This window comes from Herbaspirillum sp. meg3 (assembly GCF_002257565.1).
Classification (GTDB): domain Bacteria; phylum Pseudomonadota; class Gammaproteobacteria; order Burkholderiales; family Burkholderiaceae_D; genus Herbaspirillum.
In genome coordinates, this window is record NZ_CP022736.1 from 2,725,568 (window position 1) to 2,746,914 (window position 21,347).

At 57.2% G+C, this 21,347-nt stretch carries 16 protein-coding genes; 8 read left to right on the top strand and 8 right to left on the bottom strand.

All coding sequences use genetic code 11. The features are described from left to right. Window positions 1-42 precede the first annotated feature (42 nt). Both hmeg3_RS12135 and hmeg3_RS12140 read left to right on the top strand, forming a co-directional pair. Complete coding sequence (locus hmeg3_RS12135) at window positions 43-3,966, top strand: ATP-binding protein (RefSeq protein ID WP_094563938.1); 3,924 nt, start codon at window positions 43-45, stop codon at window positions 3,964-3,966. Between the two features lie 404 nt (window positions 3,967-4,370). Next, window positions 4,371-4,739 (top strand): C40 family peptidase, encoded by a 369-nt coding sequence (locus tag hmeg3_RS12140; RefSeq protein ID WP_198361834.1) that lies wholly within the window; start codon window positions 4,371-4,373, stop codon window positions 4,737-4,739. Window positions 4,740-4,869: 130 nt separating this feature from the next. Here hmeg3_RS12140 and hmeg3_RS12145 read toward each other — a convergent pair whose 3' ends face one another. The 5 genes from hmeg3_RS12145 to hmeg3_RS12165 form a co-directional block, all read right to left on the bottom strand. Next, window positions 4,870-5,664 (bottom strand): transporter substrate-binding domain-containing protein, encoded by a 795-nt coding sequence (locus hmeg3_RS12145; protein ID WP_094563940.1) that lies wholly within the window; start codon window positions 5,662-5,664, stop codon window positions 4,870-4,872. A gap of 68 nt (window positions 5,665-5,732) precedes the next feature. After that, window positions 5,733-6,494, bottom strand: a complete 762-nt coding sequence (locus tag hmeg3_RS12150; protein WP_094563941.1) for an amino acid ABC transporter ATP-binding protein — start codon at window positions 6,492-6,494, stop codon at window positions 5,733-5,735. Then, entirely contained in the window at window positions 6,478-7,131 is a 654-nt protein-coding gene (locus hmeg3_RS12155) for an amino acid ABC transporter permease (protein ID WP_094563942.1), read from the bottom strand. The genes hmeg3_RS12150 and hmeg3_RS12155 overlap by 17 nt, the downstream gene beginning before the upstream one ends. Continuing rightward, a complete protein-coding gene (locus hmeg3_RS12160; RefSeq protein ID WP_094563943.1) occupies window positions 7,128-7,910 on the bottom strand; it encodes an amino acid ABC transporter permease in 783 nt (260 codons plus the stop codon). The genes hmeg3_RS12155 and hmeg3_RS12160 overlap by 4 nt, the downstream gene beginning before the upstream one ends. Window positions 7,911-8,365: 455 nt before the next feature. After that, entirely contained in the window at window positions 8,366-9,235 is an 870-nt protein-coding gene (locus hmeg3_RS12165; RefSeq protein WP_232511626.1) for an NAD(P)-dependent oxidoreductase, read from the bottom strand. 568 nt (window positions 9,236-9,803) lie between these two features. On the opposite strand from hmeg3_RS12165, the gene kdgD reads away from it, so the two are divergent. Together kdgD and hmeg3_RS12175 are read left to right on the top strand one after the other, a co-directional pair. After that, the gene (kdgD, locus tag hmeg3_RS12170) at window positions 9,804-10,715 is read left to right on the top strand and encodes a 5-dehydro-4-deoxyglucarate dehydratase (RefSeq protein ID WP_094563944.1); all 912 of its coding nucleotides are present in this window, start codon (window positions 9,804-9,806) and stop codon (window positions 10,713-10,715) included. Between the two features lie 51 nt (window positions 10,716-10,766). Next, window positions 10,767-11,225: a nuclear transport factor 2 family protein gene (locus hmeg3_RS12175; RefSeq protein WP_094563945.1), complete on the top strand. Its 459-nt coding sequence runs from the start codon at window positions 10,767-10,769 to the stop codon at window positions 11,223-11,225. Between the two features lie 98 nt (window positions 11,226-11,323). Here hmeg3_RS12175 and hmeg3_RS12180 read toward each other — a convergent pair whose 3' ends face one another. Next, a complete protein-coding gene (locus hmeg3_RS12180; RefSeq protein ID WP_232511627.1) occupies window positions 11,324-12,928 on the bottom strand; it encodes a hypothetical protein in 1,605 nt (534 codons plus the stop codon). Between the two features lie 392 nt (window positions 12,929-13,320). Here hmeg3_RS12180 and fnr point away from each other — a divergent pair, with 392 nt between their 5' ends. Then, entirely contained in the window at window positions 13,321-14,007 is a 687-nt protein-coding gene (gene fnr / locus hmeg3_RS12185) for a fumarate/nitrate reduction transcriptional regulator Fnr (protein WP_369828817.1), read from the top strand. 140 nt (window positions 14,008-14,147) lie between these two features. Here the strand turns inward: fnr and hemN are convergent, their stop codons facing one another. Beyond that, window positions 14,148-15,578 carry an oxygen-independent coproporphyrinogen III oxidase gene (gene hemN, locus hmeg3_RS12190; protein ID WP_094563947.1) on the bottom strand — a complete coding sequence of 477 codons (1,431 nt, stop codon included), beginning with the start codon at window positions 15,576-15,578 and terminating at the stop codon, window positions 14,148-14,150. A 323-nt stretch (window positions 15,579-15,901) separates the two neighbouring features. Here hemN and hmeg3_RS12195 point away from each other — a divergent pair, with 323 nt between their 5' ends. Both hmeg3_RS12195 and hmeg3_RS12200 read left to right on the top strand, forming a co-directional pair. Next, complete coding sequence (locus hmeg3_RS12195; RefSeq protein ID WP_094563948.1) at window positions 15,902-16,516, top strand: OmpW family protein; 615 nt, start codon at window positions 15,902-15,904, stop codon at window positions 16,514-16,516. Between the two features lie 170 nt (window positions 16,517-16,686). Continuing rightward, a complete protein-coding gene (locus hmeg3_RS12200; RefSeq protein WP_094563949.1) occupies window positions 16,687-17,742 on the top strand; it encodes a fatty acid desaturase in 1,056 nt (351 codons plus the stop codon). A gap of 43 nt (window positions 17,743-17,785) precedes the next feature. Here the strand turns inward: hmeg3_RS12200 and hmeg3_RS12205 are convergent, their stop codons facing one another. After that, a complete protein-coding gene (locus hmeg3_RS12205; RefSeq protein ID WP_094563950.1) occupies window positions 17,786-20,224 on the bottom strand; it encodes a DUF3141 domain-containing protein in 2,439 nt (812 codons plus the stop codon). 188 nt (window positions 20,225-20,412) lie between these two features. Here hmeg3_RS12205 and hmeg3_RS12210 point away from each other — a divergent pair, with 188 nt between their 5' ends. Next, window positions 20,413-21,273, top strand: coding sequence for an HDOD domain-containing protein (locus tag hmeg3_RS12210; protein WP_094563951.1), 861 nt, complete (start codon window positions 20,413-20,415; stop codon window positions 21,271-21,273). The last annotated feature ends 74 nt before the right edge of the window (window positions 21,274-21,347 follow it).

Consider the following 21,347-nt stretch of genomic DNA (forward strand, 5'->3'; position numbering starts at 1 on the left):
ATCTAATAATATGATTCATCCCGGTGAATGCAGAGGCTGCCTATGAATCTTGATTCCGTATCAGCCCAATTTGGCTTTCTTAAAGGTACAGGCACGCTTGGCCAACTTATTTTTGAACATGATTGGTCATCCTCGCCGCTGGGGCCGATCAGCCAATGGCCCCAGAGTCTCAAAACAGCCGTCAGCCTGATGCTCAACTCGCGCCAGCCGATGTGGCTGGGCTGGGGCGAGCAAGTCACCTTTCTCTACAACGACGCTTACATCGATGTGCTCAGCCAGGCCAAGCACCCGTGGGCGCTGGGACGGCCGGCCGCCGAAGTCTGGTCGGAAATCTGGGACATTTGCGGCCCTCTCGCAGATAAAGTGTTCAAACAAGGCGAAGCCACCTTTGTGGACGAAGTACGTTTGTTCATGAGCCGTGAAAGCGGCCCCGAAGAGAACTATTTTTCCTTCTCCTATTCACCGATCCGCGACGAATCGGGGGAAGTCGGCGGTTTGTTTTGTCCGAACGCCGAGATGACCGCCAAGCATCTCAATGCGCGCCGTCTGCGCACGCTGTCCGAGCTGGCTTCCGGCGCATTGATGGAACGCACCGCCGACGCTGCTGCGGCCACGGCGGCAACCATCCTCGCGAAAAATCCCGACGACGTGCCATTTGCGCTGCTCTATCTGACTGACTGCAACCAGTACCAGGCAGTGCTGAAACAGACCGTCAATCTGCCGCCGCTGAATGGCATTGCCCCCGAATTCATCAGCCTCGATGCTGCCGAGACGCAAATCGACGCGACCGGTATGCCGCTCCTTGGGCGACTCTGGCCGATGGGGCAAGTGCTGGACACCGTTACCAAGGAACTGGTTGATGTAGCGCATATTGATACACTGCCACTCGGTCTGGCCGACCAGCGCATTCGCCGGGCCATCATGTTGCCGCTGGCTTCGCCGGGGCTGGAACGGCCGATCGGCGTGCTGATCTGCGGTATCAATCCCACGCGTCCGCTGGACAACGATTACCAGACCTTCTTCGATTTAGTGGCCGGCCAGATAGCCACGGCGATTCAACAAGCGCGTATGGCAGAAGCCGAGAAGCAGCGCGCCGACCTGCTGGCGGAACTGGATCAAGCCAAAACAGCATTTTTCAGTAACGTCAGCCATGAATTCCGCACGCCTCTCACGCTGATGATGGGGCCGCTGGATGACATGCTCAATGACCACGAGCACGCACTCGCGCCGGTGCAGCAGCAACGTGCCAATATGTTGCGGCGTAACACCCAACGCCTGCAAAAACTGGTCAATACCTTGCTGGATTTTTCGCGCATTCAGGCCGGGCGCGCGGAGGCCACTTATGCGAGAGTCGATCTGGCCGCCCTCACCTCAGATCTGGCCAGCACTTTCCGCTCCACCATCGAGGGGGCGGGACTGGTATTTGAGGTCAACTGCCCGCGGCTGAAGGAAGAAACCTACGTCGACGTCACGATGTGGGAAAAAATTGTTCTCAACCTGCTTTCCAACGCGTTCAAATTCACGCTGGAAGGCAAGATCAGCCTCAAACTCAGCGGCCACGGCGACCATATTGCGTTGTCCGTGACTGACACCGGCGTGGGCATTGCCAAGGATCAGTTGCCGCTGGTGTTCAAGCGCTTCCATCGCGTTGAAGGCGTACAAGCGCGCACGCATGAAGGATCGGGCATCGGGCTGGCGTTGGTGCGCGATCTTGTCAGCCTGCAGGGTGGAACGATTGAGGTCGACAGTACACCGCAATCCGGTTCGGCGTTTGTACTGCAAATACCGGCGGGACGTGCGCATCTGCCTGCAGATCGCATCGTGGATACGACCGAGGCCGAGGCTGTGCACACCTCACTCAGTCCGCTGGCAGATACTTACGCTGCCGAGGCCAATCGCTGGATTGCCGTAAATCGAGCTGCAGATCAGGAGGTCGTACAGGCGTCCCCGTTGCAAAGCACACCGGCAAGCCGCGATCCAATGGTTGGTCTGGGTGCGCGTATTCTGGTCGCCGACGACAACGCCGACATGCGCGATTACCTGACCAATTTGCTGCAACCGCATTGGGAGATAGAAGCCGTCGCCAACGGTCTTGATGCCCTTGAGGCTGCACGCCGCTACCCGCATGATCTGATTTTGTCGGATGTCATGATGCCGCAGCTCGACGGCTTCGGTCTGCTGGAGCGGCTGCGTGCCGATGACGCCACCCGCAATATTCCGTTCATTCTGTTGTCGGCCCGCGCCGGAGAAGAGGCGCGTTTGGAGGGGCTGGCTGCCGGTGCCGACGATTATCTGGTCAAACCGTTTTCCAGCCGGGAGTTGATCGCCCGCATCGAATCCATGCTGTTGCGCTCGCAAATCCGCGCCATGGAAAAACGCCATGCCGATCGCATGAGCACCATCTTTGCGCAGGCGCCGGTCGCCATTGCGATTACCCGCGGCCCCAACCATGTGTTCGAGCTGGCCAACGCACCGTACATGGAACTGATCGGCAACCGGCCCATCATCGGAAGAAGTGTCAGAGAATCCTTGCCCGAACTGGAGGGCCAGAGCGTGCTGGGTCTGCTCGACGAGGTCTATCGCCACGCCGAACCGCACATCGGCCGCTCGCTGGGTGTCAATCTGAGACGCAGCAGCACGGGTATGGCGGAAGAGCGGTTCTTCGACTTCGTCTACCAACCGATGCTCAAGCCCGACGGCAGCATTGAAGGCATCGCCGTGGTGGCGTTTGAAGTCACCGAGCTGACGCGTGCTCGGCAGGCAGCTGAAGTCGCCAATCGCACCAAGGACGAATTTTTGGCCATGCTGGGCCATGAGTTGAGAAATCCTCTCACTCCAATTTTGACTGCGGTGCACCTGATGCGCCTGCGCGGTGGCGGGGGTGTGGAAAAAGAGTGCAGCGTCATCGAACGCCAGGCGCGTCATCTGGTGCGACTGGTCGACGATTTGCTGGATGTATCGCGGGTAGCACAAGGAAAAATCAATTTGCAAAAGAAGAAAATAGAAATCGCGGACGTCATTGCCAAGGCGATCGAAACCGCCAGCCCGCTACTGGAAGAGCGCCATCATCGCCTGAGCATCAATGTGCCCTCCCAGGGGCTGCTGGTGCATGCCGATCCCGAGCGGCTGACACAGGTACTCGCCAACCTGCTGACCAATGCCGGCAAGTACACCGAAAATCGCGGCCACATCAGCATTGACGCAATGCTGGAAAACAACCAGATTGTCATTGATGTGCGTGACAACGGCATCGGCATCAAAGCCGAGATGTTGCCGCATGTCTTTGACATGTTTGCGCAAGAGACTCAAGCCATTGACCGCGCCGGCGGTGGCCTGGGGCTGGGGCTTGCCATTGTGCGCAGCCTGACCGAATTGCATGGCGGTTCGGCGCATGTCTATAGCGCGGGCGTGGGAATGGGCAGCGTATTCACTATCAAACTGCCTGCCGTGATGAGCGAGACTACACCGCTTCTGTTGCCGTTACCGACGACCGATACAATCGCGCTGACGCCAGGCGGTGATGCCTGCGCGATCCTGATCGTCGACGACAATCAGGATGCCGCGCAAATTCTTGGTGAACTGCTATCCATGCAGGGACACGATGTCCGTGTTGCCTATGACGGCCCGTCGGCGCTCGATGCGGTCAAGCATTTCACACCACGCATCGCCTTGCTCGATATCGGCCTGCCCATCATGGACGGCTATGAAGTCGCAGGACATTTGCGCGCCCTGCCGCATCTGCAAGGCATAGGTCTGATCGCCCTGACGGGGTATGGCCAGGCCAGCGATCGTCTGCGCTCCGCCAATGCCGGTTTCGACCACCATCTGGTCAAGCCGGTCGACATTGATGTGGTGGAAGAGCTGATCCGGGCGACGCTGACTGCGCGTCCTGCGGATTCTCAGATGCCGCCGGCCATCCTGGCTGCTGCGGGCGACAACAGCAACGCCGGGCGGGAATTGTCCTGATTTTGTCGGCGAGGATGGATATTGACACATCAACAAAAATCGTCCCTGCGGGCGATTTTTTAATTGGAGACCGGGCTCTTTCACGAAAGGCTGCATCAGATGTTTTTTGAGAATCGTCCTATATCAACGACTGCGCGAACCCCCTAAACTCGCGACTGCTTTCCGGTTCATCAATCCGGATGACAGCCAAATTTTTCCCTGTTGGTCCCGTTCTCGCCCCCGTGGGACGGTTTTTTTTGACATCCATGCCGATATCCCGCCTACTTTCCTCATCCTGCCGAACCTGTTGCCGAGTACTGTGCGTTTTCGTACTTACGGCACTTGCCGCACCTCTCCACCTTGCTCAGGCCGCTGAGCCCAAGGCGGCTCCTGCTTCAGTCAATCGCCTGCTGGCAGAAGAAGCCGTGAGCAGCCTGTCGAGTGGTATCCGCTATCGCTTCGGTAGCACCAATCCCGATCGTGGTCTGGATTGCAGCGCATTCGTCGGCTATTTGTTCAAGGAAGCCGTCGGTGAAGACTTGCCGCGCACGGCAAAGGAAATCAGCGATATGGGCAAGCACGTGGGCCTGAACGATATGGAGCCGGGCGACCTGGTCTTTTTTGGCAAGGGAAAGCGCCACGTGTCCCATGTCGGGATCTATGTCGGCGGCAAGAAATTCATTCATGCCTCGCGCAAACATGGCGCCGTCTATGAATCGGGTCTGAATGAGCCTTACTGGCAAAAGCATTTCAGTGGCGCGCGCCGTTTGACAACTACACTGCCGCGATCCTGAACGCTCCTGCCGTTTATCTTCCCTTCAAAATAAAAAAGCTGCTCCGAAGAGCAGCTTTCAGTTCGTCCCTGCCAACGCAGGGTCGATATAACAGCTGTTTTTGTTAGTTATGCTGCGCCGTTGTCAGGCATTATTGCTTGGTGATAGCAGCCGGCAGATGGCGGCCGTGGAACTTGACGTAGATCGCGTCCAGCTTGCCATTGCGGTGGTTGGTGACGACCCAGTTGTTGATCCATTCCTTCAGGCGAGGTTGATTCTGGTTGAAGGCGATGCCCAGATCAAAATCCTTTTGTGCGAACTTCAGTTCCAGGTTCTTGCCTGGTGCGCGCTTGATCATTTCCGCCAGATTGGATGGGGTGCTGGAGAAGATTTCGACCTGGCCGGTGACCATCGACGTGATCAGCGTGGCGTCGTCTTCATAGCGCACGATCTCGGCGCCCTTCGCTTGTGCTGTCGTCAGCGTGTCGTTGACGGTGGCACGTGTCAGGCCGATACGTTTGCCGTTGAGGTCGTTGTAATCCTTGATTTGCATGCTCTTCGGGCCGCCGACAATGATGGTGATCACGGCATAAGGCACGGAAAAGTCGACTACCTTGGCGCGCTCAGGCGTGATCGACAAGTCGGCGATGACGACGTCGGCACGATTGGCTTGCAGTGTCGGGATGCGTGCAGCGTTGGTGACCGGCACGATTTCCAGCTTCACGCCCAGATCCTTGGCGAATTGCTCGGCAGTTTCGACGTCGGAGCCGGCAGGTTGCAGGTTGGCGTCGGCAAAGCTGAACAGCGGTGTACCCATGGCGATCGCCACGCGGACCTTACCGGCCTTCTTGATGTCGTCGAGCTGGTCGGCCATGGCTACGTGGGCCAGGCCGGCGGTCAGCAGCGCAGCGATACAAGTACGGGCGAAGAGGTGATTCAGTTTCATGCAGGTCTCCTTGGTTTGATTGTGTTGCAATGAAAAAATAAAAATCAGAATGCCGGATGAATGTCGACTTACAAGCCGTTGTTCAGGAAGGCGCGCAGTTCCGGCGTCTTGGGGTTGTCCAGCATTTCACCCGGGCCGACTTCCCACACCGTGCCCTGATGCATGTAAATGATGCGATCGGCCACGCGCTTGGCGAAGGCCATTTCGTGGGTCACGAGCAGCATGGTCATGCCGCCGGCTGCCAGGTCTTCCATCACCCGCAGTACTTCGCCGGTCAGTTGCGGGTCGAGCGCCGAGGTGACTTCATCGAACAGCATGACCTTTGGCGCCATCGCGAGGGAACGGGCAATCGCCACGCGCTGTTGCTGGCCACCCGACAGTTGCTCTGGATAGGCGTCAGCCTTGTTGCCCAGGCCGACCTGCTCCAACGCCGCCATCGACACGGTCAACGCCTGCGCTTTTGGTTGTTGCTTGACGTGACGCAGCGCCAGCATGATGTTCTCCTGCACGGTCAGATGCGGGAACAGGTTGTAGCTCTGAAACACGATGCCGACTTCCTGACGCAGCTTGTGCAGATCGACATGCGGATCGTCAACGCGCATACCGCATACGTCGATGGTGCCGGAGTCGACTTTTTCCAGGCGATCGATACAACGCAGAGCGGTGCTCTTGCCGGAGCCGCTGGCGCCGATGATGGCGATCATCTCGCCCTTTTGCACTTCGAAGGAAACCCCCTTCAGTACCTGATTGGAGCCAAAGCTCTTGTAGATCTGGTCGACTTTGACGATAGGGCCTGTTTGGCCAACAGGGGTATTAACGGTTGCTGACATTGAGCTTATTCTCCATCGATTCACTCCAGCGCGAGAGCGGGTAGCACAGTACAAAATAGAACACCCCTACCAGACTGAAAATCAGGAAAGGCTGAAAAATTGAGTTGTTGATAATCTGACCGGCGCGGGTCAGTTCGATAAATCCGATCACGGACGCCAGCGAAGTCATCTTGATGACCTGCACCAGAAAGCCCACGGTCGGCGGCAACGACAGACGGAACGCCTGAGGAATGATCACCAGGCGCAGTGTCTGCCAACGGGTCAGCGACAGGCACTCGGCGGCTTCCCACTGCGGACGCGGCATTGCTTCGACGCAACCGCGCCAGATATCGCCCAGATAGGCGCTGGTATAGACCATCATCGCCAGACCGGCGGCAACCAATGCCGGCAAAGCGAAGCCGTACACGGACAGGCCGAAATAGACGATGAACAACAGGATCAGCAGCGGAATACCCTGAATGCACTCGATGTACACCAGCGTCGGCATCCACAGCCAGCGGCGCGGAGAAATCCGCGCCAGCATCACCGCAAAACCACCGATGCTGCCGAGGATGAAGGCCAGGCCGGACAGTACCAGCGTCCACCAGATCGACTGCACCAGATAAAAGAAATGTCCCCAGGAGAAACTGCCGATCATGATGCACTCCCGTTGGTGTTCGAAGGTGTTGTTGTGACTGCTGCAACATTTGGCTGGAATGGCGGGATCGCAGGTGGACGGCGGCGAGCCATTTCCGCGGCGGCGCGACGGATGACGCGGCGGCGCTTGAACAGGTATTCGCCGAAACCCCATGCCAGCAGCTTGACCAGAATCGACAGCGCCAGGTACATGAAGGCGACCACGATATAGGTTTCCAGCGAGCGGAACGTATCCGACTGCACGGTGTTGGCGATCGCGGTCAGTTCTTCAGCCGAGATCTGCGAAGCCATGGCAGACGCTTGCATCATCAGCAGGAACTGGCTGGTCAGCGCCGGATAAACACGCTCGATTGATGGTTGCAGCATGACGTGCCAAGCAATGCGCCAGCGCGACAGGCCGAGGCATTCAGCGGCTTCGATCTGGCCCTTTGGTACCGATTCCAGGCCGGCGCGAATGATTTCTGCAGCGTAGGCAGCGATATTGATGATCATCGCCAGCACCGCAGCGGCAAACGTCGGCATATGGATGCCGAGGCTGGCCAGACCGAAATACAGCAAGAAGATCTGCACCAGAAAAGGCGTGTTGCGCACCGCTTCGATATAGGCGGAACAAGCTTTGGAAATATAGCGGTTGCTGCCGCGCTTGAGGAATGCGATCAACGTGCCGACCGAGACGCCGACGACGATTGCAACCGTGGTCATCTTCAGCGTCAGCCATGCACCGGTCAGAAAAACCGGCCAATACGGCGCAAGAGGACCAAAATTAAGTGAAAAACCCATGCCGATGATGCCCTTTATACTTGGCGTTCTATCTTGTTCGGCGATGTAATGACAGTGGAGGACACGAGGAACGGAACAACAAAGGCGATCCACCGTGAAACGAATTTCCCCTGCGCTCGCGACTTTACCGTTCGAATCTGTACTGCCGAATCCGAAGCGATGCCGCTTACCTGCGGTGTGTGCGTTGTTGTTATTGGTTACTGTCGCCCACCGTCACTACTACTACCGACTCGCTACCCTTTTACCCTTGGTTCATGACCGGCAACATTGCGTTGTCTCCTGCCGGATAAAGAACCAGGTTGGCTATCTTGCTACCCACCCTTGCTTGCTGCTTTTGCCTTGAGCGGAGCAAAGATAGCATGGATGTACGATAACATACAATTAAAAAATGTGCGTATTCACCTATTCCCCTTAAAGCGCTTATTTAGCGGTAACAGGGACGCTTTCCGAGGCGGTTATTTGGGATCGAAAGGCCCTGTGACGGTGAAGATGCCGCCTTGATAGACGCGTACCGGATCGTCAGCCGCAGGCATGGGCTGCGCTTCGATCTTGGCGCGGTAGATGTCGGACGTGTCGCGCGCCTTGAAGCCGAGATGTGCGGCATAGCGGTTATCCCACCAGGTCGACGGATTGTCAGACATCCCGTACACGACGGTGTGACCGACATCCGGGGTGAACAGGCTGCAGCGCAGCAGCTCGGTCAGGTCATCGTAGCTCAGCCAGCTGGCCAGCGAACGGCGATCCTTCGGTTCAGGGAAGGACCAACCGATGCGGATGCTGACGGTTTCGATACCGTAGCGGTCAAAGTTGAACTGCGCCATGTCTTCGCCATATGACTTCGACAGCCCGTAATAACCGTCGGGACGACGCAAATCGCGTACATCGATCTTTTCGTCCTGACGATAAAAGCCGGTGACATGATTGGAGCTGGCGAAAATAACGCGTTTGACGCCATGGCGGCGCGCCGCTTCATAGACGTGGAAGATGCCCTTGATATTGGCTTCGAGGATTTCTTCAAACGGACGCTCGACCGAAACACCGCCCAGGTGGACGATAGCGTCGCAGCCGGCGATCAGTGCGTCCATTGCCGCGCGATCCGCAAGGTTGCAAGGGACAACTTCTTCGTGCGCCGCAGCGTCGCCCTGCAAGGCCGCAGCCAGATCGGAGACACGCAGGACGTCTGCAAATGCCGCCAGCCGTGGACGCAAGACTCTACCCAGGCCGCCACCGGCGCCGGTCAGCAATAAGCGACCGAACTTCTGACCGGATGAGGATGAATGCAAATCGGATGCTGCCGTGCTTGAAGTTGTTGCTTGGTCGGCCATGTTCAGTGTTTCCAGTATTGGGTAGGTATGCGGAATTCGTCTTGCTCTTGGGATCAAGCTGCCGGTGAAGGTCTTTGCGCCTGAGGCTGCCGTGGTGCGATGTCATTTCCGGCCTGTCTTGATTCGCGTGATACGTTGTCTTATAACGCGAGCAAGGATTATCGACCTCGCATCATTTCCTTGTCAAACAAAGTCCGAGGGAAAAATAAAATAATCCTGCGCTGCAGCGCATCAAATCAATGGCTTTCCCAACCATCTGAATTTGACCTGATCGAGAAATTACTTTAAGTATTTTGTTTTTAATATATATCAATATATTCAATTAATTAAACATCATAGTTAAAGTAAGTACTTACAATTATTCTCGCCAATCAAATAGCGCAGTAGCGCGCTGCATCAAACTTCCCCGATCAATCTACCCTTCCCCATTCGCCCGGCTGAAAAAGTCATTTATCGCCATTGGCAAATGAGAAGATCGCATTGTATGATGACTGATAACAAATAATTCCAATCTAACTCAGAGACATTCTTCAGCCACTCCAGCCACCCAGCTACTTCTATCGCCATCATGACGCCACAAGAACTTAAATCCATCATGGGCTCCGGCCTGCTTTCGTTTCCCCTGACTGACTTTGACGCCAACGGCGATTTCAACCGCCGCGGTTACATTGAGCGCCTGGAATGGCTGGCTCCTTACGGTGCAAGCGCCCTCTTCGCTGCCGGCGGCACGGGGGAATTCTTTTCGCTGACCGGCCAGGAATACCCAACCATCATCCAGACGGCCGTCGATACCTGCCGCGGCAAGGTGCCGATCATCGCCGGTGCCGGCGGCCCGACCCGCTACGCCATCGAATGCGCACAAGCTGCTGAAAAAGCCGGTGCGCACGGCATCCTGCTGCTGCCCCACTACCTGACCGAAGCCGGGCAGGATGGTCTGGCGGCGCACGTGGAAGCCGTTTGCAAGAGCGTCAAGTTTGGCGTGATCGTCTATAACCGCGGTCAATGCCGCATGACGCCCGCCACATTGGCGCGTCTGGCCGAGCGCTGCCCTAACCTGGTTGGTTTCAAGGACGGTATTGGCGATATCGAGCTGATGTCCTCGATCTATATGAAGATGGGCGACCGCTTCGCCTACCTCGGCGGCTTGCCGACGGCAGAAGTGTACGCCGCTGCCTACAAGGCGCTGGGCACGCCGGTGTATTCCTCGGCGGTGTTCAACTTCATCCCGAAAACCGCGATGGCGTTCTATCACGCCGTCGCCAACGACGACATGGCGACCCAGCATCACCTGCTGCGCGAGTTCTTCATGCCGTACCTGGAGATCCGCAATCGCATGCAAGGCTATGCAGTCAGCATCGTCAAGGCCGGCGCCCGTCTGGTCGGCCACGACGCCGGCCCGGTGCGTCCGCCGCTGACGGATCTCAACAGTGCCGAAGCAGAAGCACTGGGCGCCCTGATCGTCAAGCTGGGGCCGCAATAAAAATTGCCGAAAGAATTAACGCCGTACCTCACCAAAACCCAAGGAGACAAGATGTTCAGGAAATGGATGTATCTCTGCAGCGCCATGGCATGCTCGATGGTCATTGCGCAAGGCGCTGCCGCAGCACCGACAGCCGACGAACAAGCCGTTGCGACCGCTGTTGAAAAACTGCGCGCCGCGATGACCTCTCCGATCGACCGCGCGTCACTGGAACAACTGGTGGATAACCACCTGAGCTACGGCCACTCGAACGGCGTCGTGCAAACCAAGGCTGAGTTCATCGGCCAACTGGTCAGCGGCGAGTCGACCTTCGTCAGCATCACCCTGTCCGACCAGACTGTGAACGTGCAGCAAGACGTGGCTGTCGTGCGTCATACCCTGACTGCAGCGACCAATGACTCCGGCAAGCCGGGCAATGTGTCGATCAAAATCCTGATGGTCTGGAAAAAAACCGGCGGTCAATGGCATCTGCTGGCGCGTCAGGCAGTACGTTTTGCGGCACCGACCTGATTCAGGTTGGCTGCGATGAAATAAAAAACCGAAGCCACGGCTTCGGTTTTTTTATGGACGCAGGCAAATTCCTCGCCGAGACGGCAGTTATCCGTTTGTTACAGCGCGGAAGACTTCCGGCCGCTCAGTTGCGCCGGATCAGCCTGGAACACGGTCATGCTGTTGATTGACGCCAGCGTCTGTTCCCAACTGTAGCTGTCCTGCGACGTGCGGCTATTGTTGGCTGACTGCGCCGCCTTGAACTGGATCAGATAATCCATCACCCAGGACGACGACAACGGCGTTGTGACATCCGATTCCAGATTGCCCATCACATATTTCTGGACGTGCTTGGACTGGCTGGCCGACTGGCTCAACGAGGCTTTGGTCAGCGCACCGAGACTGTAGGCGATGTTGGCTTCGCTGCTCGCATGGTCGTCGATCTGGGTGTAATAGTAGTTTTGGGAATTCTTGTCGGTCGTCAACTTCAATTGCAGTCCGGGTGTCAGCGGTTCGTGATAGCTGGCGGTCAGGTGCGATTGCTGACGCTGCGTGATGGAACGGTTCAGTTGCCCGTTTCCTTTGACGCTGCTGCTCTGCGAAACGTCGTAGGCAAAGCTGTCCGATTCATTCGAATGCATGGGATTACTGAACTGGGTGTTCTGTGTGACCGACGCCGTGAAATCAGCAAGACCGGTGAGCAAACTATGATCTTCCGCGTTCAGTTTGAAGACTCCCGGCATACCGGCTTGTTGCTGCGATACCGGATAGTTGCTGTTCATCTCGGAAAAGGCATCCTTGAACATTGACATCAGCGACGCGTCGCCGTGCCCGCGCGTCTGCTCGTAGTCGAACTGTTTCAGGTAGCCGGCAATCGCTTGCGCCTGTTGCTTGGCGTTGCCGATGATTGCCGGATTGGCCAGGTCAACGGCAACCTTCATAGCGCCCAACGGACCGCTGGAATTGACCGAGCGCGACTTGCTGTCGGCATGAAAATCGATGATCTGACTGTCGTTGCCGATCTTCACACTCGCATGCAGATCCACTGACGCCAACACCGTTGTGTCGAACTGGGTCAGGCCCGCCAGATCCATGTGCGGCGGGTTGGCTGTCAAGCCGTCGATGGCTTTCTGAAAAGCGCCGGAGAGCTTGGACAGCGCCTCCTGATCGGCGGCGCTGAGCGTTCCCTTGATGACTTTCACGTCGACGGCCAGGCCGGTGTCGGTACTGCCGAGCGTCAATTCGACCTGTGCTCCGCCGACGGTCTGAATGCTCAGGCTGATCTGATTGTCAGGTGTCTTGTGCAGTTGCGACTGCGTCATCGTTTCCAGCAAATTACCCGGCGCCATGCCCGGCGCAAACTGCATGACCGACTGCGAAAAATTGGTCGCATCGGTATCAAAACGGCTCAGCATTGCTTCCCCAAGCCCCTTGAAGCGCAACCCCAGCGTCGACGCGTTGTTATTCGCCGCCATCAGTTTGCTGAGGGAATCAGTTGCAGTGTTTTCGAAGACCGGCGGTTCCGGTGGTTTGACCGGCGGCAGCGTATAAATCTGCGCACTGCCCGAGGCGAATTGAGACTGAGACTGGCCAAGCGTTACCGTAGTAACCGACTGCGGGGAGTTTTGCGCGGAAGAACCACCGGTCGGCGCTGCGGTTTTGTTTGTCTGTACCGATGGCGATACGGCGGGGCTCGATATCCCCAGCGAAGACACGTTTGTCATAATGGCAATCTAAAGGGCGACGAGCACATCACTCCCCGCTAGCTGCTTTACGGTAGTTTTCTCAAAATCTTTACAAGTCCTTGCAAATCGCCGTCTGTTTTTTTGAGACGAGCCGCTGCGGCTCTTGTGCAAAAAAGCACCTCAAAGAACAAAATCAGACGCGATGAAAGGCTGTCTCTTGATCCAGATCAAAGACCGGCCAGATACCCTTGCCCACACCGCCAATCGTCCGTCTGCCTGCGCTATATTGGACAAAACAATCATCTGTGTGCACGTCCGTACGTTCGGCACGCTCACGCCTCCACACACGCCTCCATGCCATGAGCAATCCTCAAGTGATTCAGCGATCCGCCAGTCTCCAACCCATGAAAACAAGCTGCGCCAACTGCAGCATGCACCAGCTGTGCTTGCCGATGGGCCTCGATAATGCCGACATGGATCGTCTCGACCAGATCATCGGACGGCGTCGCCGTGTCGCCCGGGGCGAGAGCTTGTATCGCATGGATGACCCGTTCAGCAGTCTGTACGCCATCCGTCTCGGCCACTTCAAGACCTATCAGCTCAATCCCGCCGGCGAACAGCAGATCACCGGTTTTCAAATGGCAGGCGAGCTGATGGGCATGGACGCCATCAGCTCCGACAAGCATCACTGCAACGTCGAAGCGCTGGAGGACAGCGAGGTATGCGAGATTCCATTTCATCGACTGGAAGAGTTGTTCGGCGTTATCCCGACGCTGTTGCGGCACTTTCATCGCATCATGAGCCAGGAAATCACCCGCGAGCAAAACGCCATGCTTCTGCTCGGCAACATGCGTGCGGAGCAGCGCTTTGCAGCCTTTCTCGTCAATCTGTCTTCGCGCTATGCAGCGCGCGGTTATTCGTCGACCAGCTTCCAGCTGCGCATGTCGCGCGAAGATATCGGCAATTATCTCGGCCTGACGATAGAAAGCATCAGCCGCCTGGTATCGCGCTTTCGCAAGCTGGGCTGGCTCGGCGTGGACAAACGTGAGATTGAACTGCTGGATCCGGAGCGGCTCAAGGCGCTTGCAGCCGGCGCTGAAACCTGCCCGATGACTTAGGCGCGGTTCAGTTAGCGGTGAATAACTCACCGTCGTCCTGACGAAAGTCAGTATCCAGCGCCGTATCAACCATAGTCACGACACTGGATCCCAGCTTTCGCCGGGATGACAGCAATAGAATAGAAAGATCCTTCGCCGCATCAGATAGTGCTTGAATAGCGTTGTGGCTGAGCCTGCTGCTGCAGCGCGCTCTGCAAGTGGCGGTCAAACACCATGCAGATATTGCGGATCAGCAGACGTCCCTTGATCGTAACGGTGATCCATTCATCGTCGATTATCACCAGACCGTCCAGCTCCAGGCGACGCAGGTTCTCCAGTTCACTCTCGAAATAATCGCCAAAGGTGATCGGATACGCCGTCTCGATGGAGGCGATCGACAACTCGAAATTGCACATCAGCCGCTGGATGATCAGCCGGCGCAGCACGTCGTCCATGTTGAGACGGATACCACGCACGATGGGCAGCTCATTCTTGTCGATGGCATCGTAGTACTCCTCCAGCGTCTTGACGTTTTGACTGTAGGTTGATGCGACTGAGCTGATTGCTGACACGCCGCAGGCCACCATGTCGGACTCCGCATGGGTGGAATAGCCCTGAAAGTTGCGGTGCAAACGCCCCTGCTGCTGGGCGATCGCAAGATCGTCATCCGGTAGCGCAAAATGGTCCATGCCGATGTAGACGTAACCGGCATCGGTCAGGCGCCGGATCGCCAAGGCCAACATGTCCAGCCGCGCTTCGGCACTTGGCAACTCTTGTACGTCGATGCGACGCTGCGGCTTGAAAACATGCGGCAGATGCGCATAGTTGTAGAGAGAAATCCGGTCAGGTTCTGCGCGAATGACCTTGTTCAGCGTCTGCGCCATGCTGATAACGTTCTGTCCCGGCAGGCCGTAAATCAGATCAATGCTGATTGAACGATAGTGGGCCTCGCGTGCCGCGCGGATGATATCCAGCGTCATGTATTCGGGCTGAAGCCGATTGACGGCCCTTTGAACGACCGTATCGAAATCCTGTACGCCCAGACTAAGCCGGTTGAATCCTTGCTTTCGCAGGCTGGCAACGCGGTCGGCAGACACGGTACGCGGATCGACCTCAATGGAATATTCGCCCGCGTCATCATCGGCGAAGCGGAACCAGCGATGCAGATGCGCCATCAGTTCCGCCATTTGCTCGTCAGAGATATAGGTCGGCGTACCACCACCCAGATGCAGTTGCTCGACCTGATTCATGCCGTCGAACAACCTGCCCTGCATTTCGATCTCGCGCTTGAGATAGCTCAGGTAGGTCGCCGCCTTGTCGCGATTCTTGGTGATGATCTTGTTGCAGGCGCAGTAGTAGCAGATGTTTTCGCAGAACGGGATGTGGACATAGAGCGACAAGGGATTGCGGCTGCCGCGCGTACGCATGCCCGCCACCGCCTGCAGATAGTCGCGATAGCCGAAGTCGTCGCTGAAGCGGTCGGCAGTCGGATAAGACGTATACCTTGGCCCGGATTGGCTCAGCTTGCGCACCAGTTGCGCGTCGAATTCGACAGATGGTTCAGCGACCATCGGCATTGCGGATACCACCATGTTTTTAGCTCCAGAGGCGACCGCGAAATGTTAGGTACTGCTGGGTTGCCGTATCGAAGTAACACGGCAAGCGGCCCGATCACGGCAAGTCTAAAGACCTCCTCTGTTCACGATCTTGACCTACATCAAAAGGCGGGCAAACGCAGTCGAAATAGCCGCCGGATGTGGATTTCCGCGGGATTGTTTGCGCCATTGCAGAGAGCTTCTTTTTATTTTTTGATCGACATCAAATCCCCTGTCCGGCATCACGCGTACATTTCGCTGCGTCGCAATGTTATTCACAACTAGGCGCTCTCATCGATAGAAAGCGCGGGGAAATCATCATGAAAAAGATCGCAATGCTGTTGGCGCTTGCAGGCGCCATGACTGCCTCATCCTTTGCTGCCGCACAGGAAAGCCCTTGGCTGGTGCGTGTACGCGCCGTCAATATCAGCCCGGAAAACAAGTCCGATCCGGTTGGTGGCGTCGGTGCGTCGGATCGCCTTAGCGTCAGCTCCAAGACTATTCCTGAAGTCGACATCAGTTACTTCTTTACACCCAACTGGGCGGCGGAACTGATCCTGACGTATCCGCAAAAACATGACGTCAAGCTCGACGGCAATACCATCGGCAGCTTCAAGCACCTGCCGCCGACCTTGCTGGCGCAATATCACTTTACGCCCTCTTCGCCCATCAGCCCTTATCTCGGCGCCGGTATCAACTACACGCGCATTTCCGACGTCAATCTGCTCAACGGCGGTGCGCGTCTGGAAAATCACAGCATCGGCGGCGCGCTGCAGGCCGGCGTGGATTTCAAGCTGGATAGCCATTGGCTGATCAACTTTGACGTAAAGAAAGTGCAGATCCGCAGCGATGTACTGGCAGCCAACGGCAGCAAGCTGAGCACGGTGAAGATTGATCCATGGCTGATCGGCGTCGGTGTTGGCTACCGTTTCTGAGCGAAACGTTTGAGCAGTCGGATGCGCGCCACCTGACGCCGGTGGCGCCATCGTTCAAATCTCCGTAACCACGATAAGAACAACACCACAACAACGTTTTAAGGTTTTGTCTCATGCCGCATCTTGTTTCCAAATTGACGCCGCTTACTCCCGTTTCCCCTCATGGCCCCATGCCGCACCGGAAGGTCATCCGCTCCTGGCTGGAACCCATCGTCGCACGCAGCACACCACTTGCCATCGCACTGGTGCTGCTGGATTTCTGCCTGTTCGGCTTGTCGCTGGCGGCGACGGTATGGGTATCCAATCTGATCGCCAAGGTATTGCTGGGCATGCTGACCGGATTCATCATCGGCCGTCTGTTCATCCTCGGCCATGACGCCTGCCACCAGAGCTTTACTGCCAATCGCCGCCTCAATGCCTGGCTCGGCCGCCTTGTCTTCATGCCGTCGCTGACGCCCTACAGCCTGTGGGCGGTCGGTCATAACGTCGTGCATCACGGCTATACCAATCTGAAAGGTTTCGACTTCGTCTGGCAGCCGCATTCTCTCCAGGAGTTTCAGGCGCTGCCGCGCTGGCGTCAAAAGCTGGAACGCCTCTACCGCAGCGGCTGGGCGCCGTGGCTGTATTACACGGTGGATATGTGGTGGAAGAAGATGTACTTTCCTTCGCGCAAACAAATGCCGACACGACGCGCCGAGTTTATCTGGGATGGCGTGCTGGTCAGCGCAGCGGCGGCGGTCTGGATAGCCGGACTCGGCTGGGCGTCACAGGCTAGCGGCCAGTCGTTCTGGACACTGCTGCTGACGGCCTTCGTAGTGCCGGTGCTGTTCTGGAAAGCCATGATCGGTTTCGTCGTCTACGTGCATCACACGCACGCCGAAGTTGCCTGGTACAAGGATAAATCGGAATGGGCTGCTGCACAGCCTTTCGTCTCGACGACGGTGCATCTGACCTTCCGTCACGGCATTGGCGCAGCCTTGCATCACATCATGGAACACACCGCGCATCACGTCGACATGAGCGTGCCGCTATATCGCCTGAAGAAGGCACAAAAAATGCTGGAAACCATGCTGCCCGGCCGCATCGTGATCCAGAAGTTCTCCTGGCGCTGGTATTTCGATACGGCGCGGCGCTGCAAGCTGTATGACTTCGATCGTTTGTGCTGGACGGATTTCAAGGGCCGTCCGACAAGTACCCCTTTAAGAGTAGTTGTGGAAGCGGCTTAGAGTCTGTTCGTCCCATACGCGAACAGACCTCGCAATCGAAGGCCTAAGCCGCCTTTGCTGTCGCCTTGCTCTTTGTAGTTCTGGGCTTGGCGACAGCTTTTTTTACTGTCTCTGTTTTTGTTTTTGCTGCGGCAGGCTTCCTGACCGCAGGTTTGGCGACGGTCTTCTTCGCCACAGCCTTCGCGGCAACTTTGGCGACCGGCTTTGCGGCCGGTTTGACAGCCGCCTTGGGCACCTTCGGTTCCGGTTTCTCCAATGCGTCTGTCAGCTTGCGCGCCAAGCCGATCACCCGTTGCGGGTCGACACCCAGTGTACCGATCAGGAACTCGATAATTTCCGAACGTGGATTCGCCAGCGTTGGCTCGATCATCATCACCGCTGCCGAGACGGCCAGCGCACGTTCACGGGTCGCCGTGTCGGGTAGTAATTGTTCCAGTGCATTCAAGGCTTCAATCGGCGCCACGGCAGTGATGCGCGCCTGCTCTTTCAACAACTGCACCCAATTGGTCTTGGCAGAAACGCTGGAATGCATGCTCGGCAATTGCGCCAGCAGACGCGCCAGACGCAGACTGCGACGCTCAAAGGCACCGATGGAAATCATCCCTGCAACCACAATACGGCACACCGCTTCGGCGAACCCGCCTTCGGCAATGTGGGCCAGCGCGGATTCGCGATAGCTTTCCAGCTCGCGCAAGGCGCGTGCATGCGCGACGTCAGCATCCGGCTGTTGCGGTTTGAGCCAGGCACCAAGGCCTTCAGGGCCGAACACCTGGCGTGTCGTCTTGACCGTACGTGCATCGCGGCGGTCACGGTAGGCATTGAGCTCCTCGGTGATCTGTTCTGCCATCTTCTTTTCGAACTGCTTGAGCGGATGATCGCTGTCGACCGTGACACGATTGGCGCGCGCTTCTGCGGCCTTTTGACGGATGAACGGCGCCAGCATGAAGCTGTCGGAAAACATCTGCCGCTGCATGCGCAAGGGATTCATCTTGACCATGGCATTAGCGACTTCGCGCGTGGCAGTCATCTTCACCCACGGACGCACATAGGTCTTGTAGAGGTTGGCATTAAATTCCGACCATTGCGCAATGGTGGAAAACATCGCCTCTTCCTCGCGGCCCTCCGGATTGATCTTGCGGATGTCTTCCATCGTGCGATGCTGATAATGCACGGTGTAATCGCCCGGCTCCAGCTCGTCCCAGCGTTGCTCCTCTTTGCCGGCCTTGGCTTCCAGCTTCATCTCGTACAGGCCGGGCGGCAGGCTTTCGATGACGTCCAGCGAGGTCACCAGTTGATCGTGTTCCTTCAGCGCAATCGAGCCGCCAACGAAGATGCCCAAATGGCCGACGCTTTCGTGCAGCACATAGATAATGGTGCGGCCCGCAGCGGCAATGGCACGTTCGTCGCCCCAGGCATCGATGATCCAGTTCAGCGCTTGCGGCGGCGGTGTGATGTTGTCGCCCCAGGAGGCGAAGACCACGATCGGCGAGGTAATGTCGCGCAGGTTGATCGCCTTGTCGCCGGCCATCATGGTGCCGCGCGCGAGCTTGTTGCCGACGAACAGGTTCTCGACGATGGACTCGATTTCACTGCCGGTCATACGGAAATAGCCACCCCACCAACGCTCGAACTCAAGGAAGCGTTCGGCTTCTGTGTCGACGTTGGACCAGAGGTTGTAATACTTGCTCCACAGTGTGTTGGCAGGATTGAGTTTCTCGAAATTCTCGACCAGATGAGCGCCGTCAAAACGATCTGCACCCATGTCGCTGGTCATCGATGCCAACCAGGAACCACCCAGCGACGCACCGCTGTAGCGCATCGGGTTGAGTGTAGAGCTGCCCGCCCAGTAGGACACTGGCGCACCAACAATCATCAGCGGGCCGAACAAATCCGGACGGCGCGCATTCAGGGCCATCATCGCCCAGCCGGCCTGGCAATTGCCGATCACCACCGGTTTGGCTGTGCATTGCGGGTGACGCCTGATGACTTCTTCGAGGAACAGTGCCTCCGTATCCATGACCGTCAGCAGCGTCTGGCCATCTTCCGGCTCGGGGCGGAATGTCACGAAATACACCGTGTGCCCGGCGCGCATGGCCATGCCCACTTCCGAATCGAACTTGAAGCCGCCGATGCCCGGACCATGTCCTGCGCGCGGATCGACCACCATTACCGGACGCGCATCCGCCTTCACCGGCATGCTGGCCGGCGGCTGCAAACGCAGCAAGGCGTAGTTGCAGGGATTGGGCAGATCGTGGCCATCCATCACCACCTCGTGCTCAAACTTCAGCAGCGGCGGCGTGCCCTGGTCGAGATGCTCCAGATAGTTGTTGCCGCGATCAAGCAAGGTATCGAGGAAAAGATACGTACGCTGCATGGCGTCCGTCAGGTAGGCATTGACGTCGCCCAGTTGCGGAAAAACGGAAGCAGAAGCGGCTTGCGGCGCGGTTTCCTCGGTTTGACCAGGTTTCTTACGCGTTGCCATGGATCCACTCCTTAGATGGTGGTGTGACGATTTATACAACGATCCGGAACATCATACCGAGAAAGATGAGATCAAATTCTCTGATCTCTGCGACAATAAAACCGCAATTCTTTGAATTGAGTGTACGCAGAATTTGTGAAGTCGTAGTTACCGATTTGATGCAAAGTTGGCAAAAAGGGGAACACCGCATGGAACTGAAGAGTCTGGTTGATCAGCCGAACAAGCTGCCCACTGTCCCCAAAGTCGTACAGCAGCTCATTGAGAGCTTCAATTCCGAAGACATCTCCGCCACAGAGATCGCACATCTCATCGCCAGTGATCCGGCCTTGAGCGCCAAATTATTACGCCTGGCCAATTCCGCCTACTTCCATGTCTCTCGCACCGTCGGGACCGTTGACGACGCGCTGCGCATGCTCGGTTTCGTGATGGTACGCAACCTGGTACTGGGCAACGGCATGGTCGCCGCTTTCAAGAACACCAAGGGTATGGATTTGCAGCAGTTCTGGCGCTACAACCTCTACACCGCCTGCGCGAGCCGCTGGCTGGCACACAAGGGTGGTGACAACGGCGACGCCGTATTCACACTGGGCATGATGCACGGCATCGGCCAGTTGCAGATGCATGCCGTCGCGCCGGCAGAGATGGCGCCGCTGGACAAGCAATTGAATGTCCTCGATGCCGGTCGCGCCGCATTGGAAAAAGAAAAACTCAGCTTTCACTATGGCGAAGTCTCGGCCGAACTGGCGAAGATCTGGAATTTCCCGGAAACCCTGAGCACCGCCCTGCAAGACGTCCCTGATCCGCTTTCGCCAAGCCCGTTCAGCAAATCCGCCGCCTGGGTTCACCTCGGTGCCTGGCGCGCCCGCGCCGAAGTACTGGAGCTGAGCGATGAGGAAATCGTGGCAAGCTATCCGACTGCCGTTGCCAGGAAGCTGGGTGTCGATGCCAGCTGGGTACCGGCATTGGTGGCACACGCCAAGGACCGGGCTGATCGCGCCATGCCGGCATTGAAAGAATTGACTGCAGGTTTGGATGCGATGTTGGAATAAGCCAATTCGGGGCCGCATCGGTTCGATGGCGATGCCTCGTTCTGCGAAGGACATCCCGCCGGTCATTGCGCACT

Bases quoted from the DNA above. Each gene is read 5' to 3' on its own strand.
- hmeg3_RS12200 (WP_094563949.1), top strand. From the start codon at position 16,687: ATGCCGCACCGGAAGGTCATCCGCTCCTGGCTGGAACCCATCGTCGCA.
- kdgD (WP_094563944.1), top strand. From the start codon at position 9,804: ATGACGCCACAAGAACTTAAATCCATCATGGGCTCCGGCCTGCTTTCG.
- hmeg3_RS12210 (WP_094563951.1), top strand. From the start codon at position 20,413: ATGGAACTGAAGAGTCTGGTTGATCAGCCGAACAAGCTGCCCACTGTC.
- hmeg3_RS12135 (WP_094563938.1), top strand. From the start codon at position 43: ATGAATCTTGATTCCGTATCAGCCCAATTTGGCTTTCTTAAAGGTACA.
- hmeg3_RS12205 (WP_094563950.1), bottom strand. From the start codon at position 20,224: ATGGCAACGCGTAAGAAACCTGGTCAAACCGAGGAAACCGCGCCGCAA.
- hmeg3_RS12145 (WP_094563940.1), bottom strand. From the start codon at position 5,664: ATGAAACTGAATCACCTCTTCGCCCGTACTTGTATCGCTGCGCTGCTG.
- hmeg3_RS12155 (WP_094563942.1), bottom strand. From the start codon at position 7,131: ATGATCGGCAGTTTCTCCTGGGGACATTTCTTTTATCTGGTGCAGTCG.
- hmeg3_RS12165 (WP_232511626.1), bottom strand. From the start codon at position 9,235: ATGGCCGACCAAGCAACAACTTCAAGCACGGCAGCATCCGATTTGCAT.
- hmeg3_RS12175 (WP_094563945.1), top strand. From the start codon at position 10,767: ATGTTCAGGAAATGGATGTATCTCTGCAGCGCCATGGCATGCTCGATG.
- hmeg3_RS12150 (WP_094563941.1), bottom strand. From the start codon at position 6,494: ATGTCAGCAACCGTTAATACCCCTGTTGGCCAAACAGGCCCTATCGTC.
- hmeg3_RS12160 (WP_094563943.1), bottom strand. From the start codon at position 7,910: ATGGGTTTTTCACTTAATTTTGGTCCTCTTGCGCCGTATTGGCCGGTT.
- hemN (WP_094563947.1), bottom strand. From the start codon at position 15,578: ATGGTGGTATCCGCAATGCCGATGGTCGCTGAACCATCTGTCGAATTC.
- fnr (WP_369828817.1), top strand. From the start codon at position 13,321: ATGCACCAGCTGTGCTTGCCGATGGGCCTCGATAATGCCGACATGGAT.
- hmeg3_RS12195 (WP_094563948.1), top strand. From the start codon at position 15,902: ATGAAAAAGATCGCAATGCTGTTGGCGCTTGCAGGCGCCATGACTGCC.
- hmeg3_RS12180 (WP_232511627.1), bottom strand. From the start codon at position 12,928: ATGACAAACGTGTCTTCGCTGGGGATATCGAGCCCCGCCGTATCGCCA.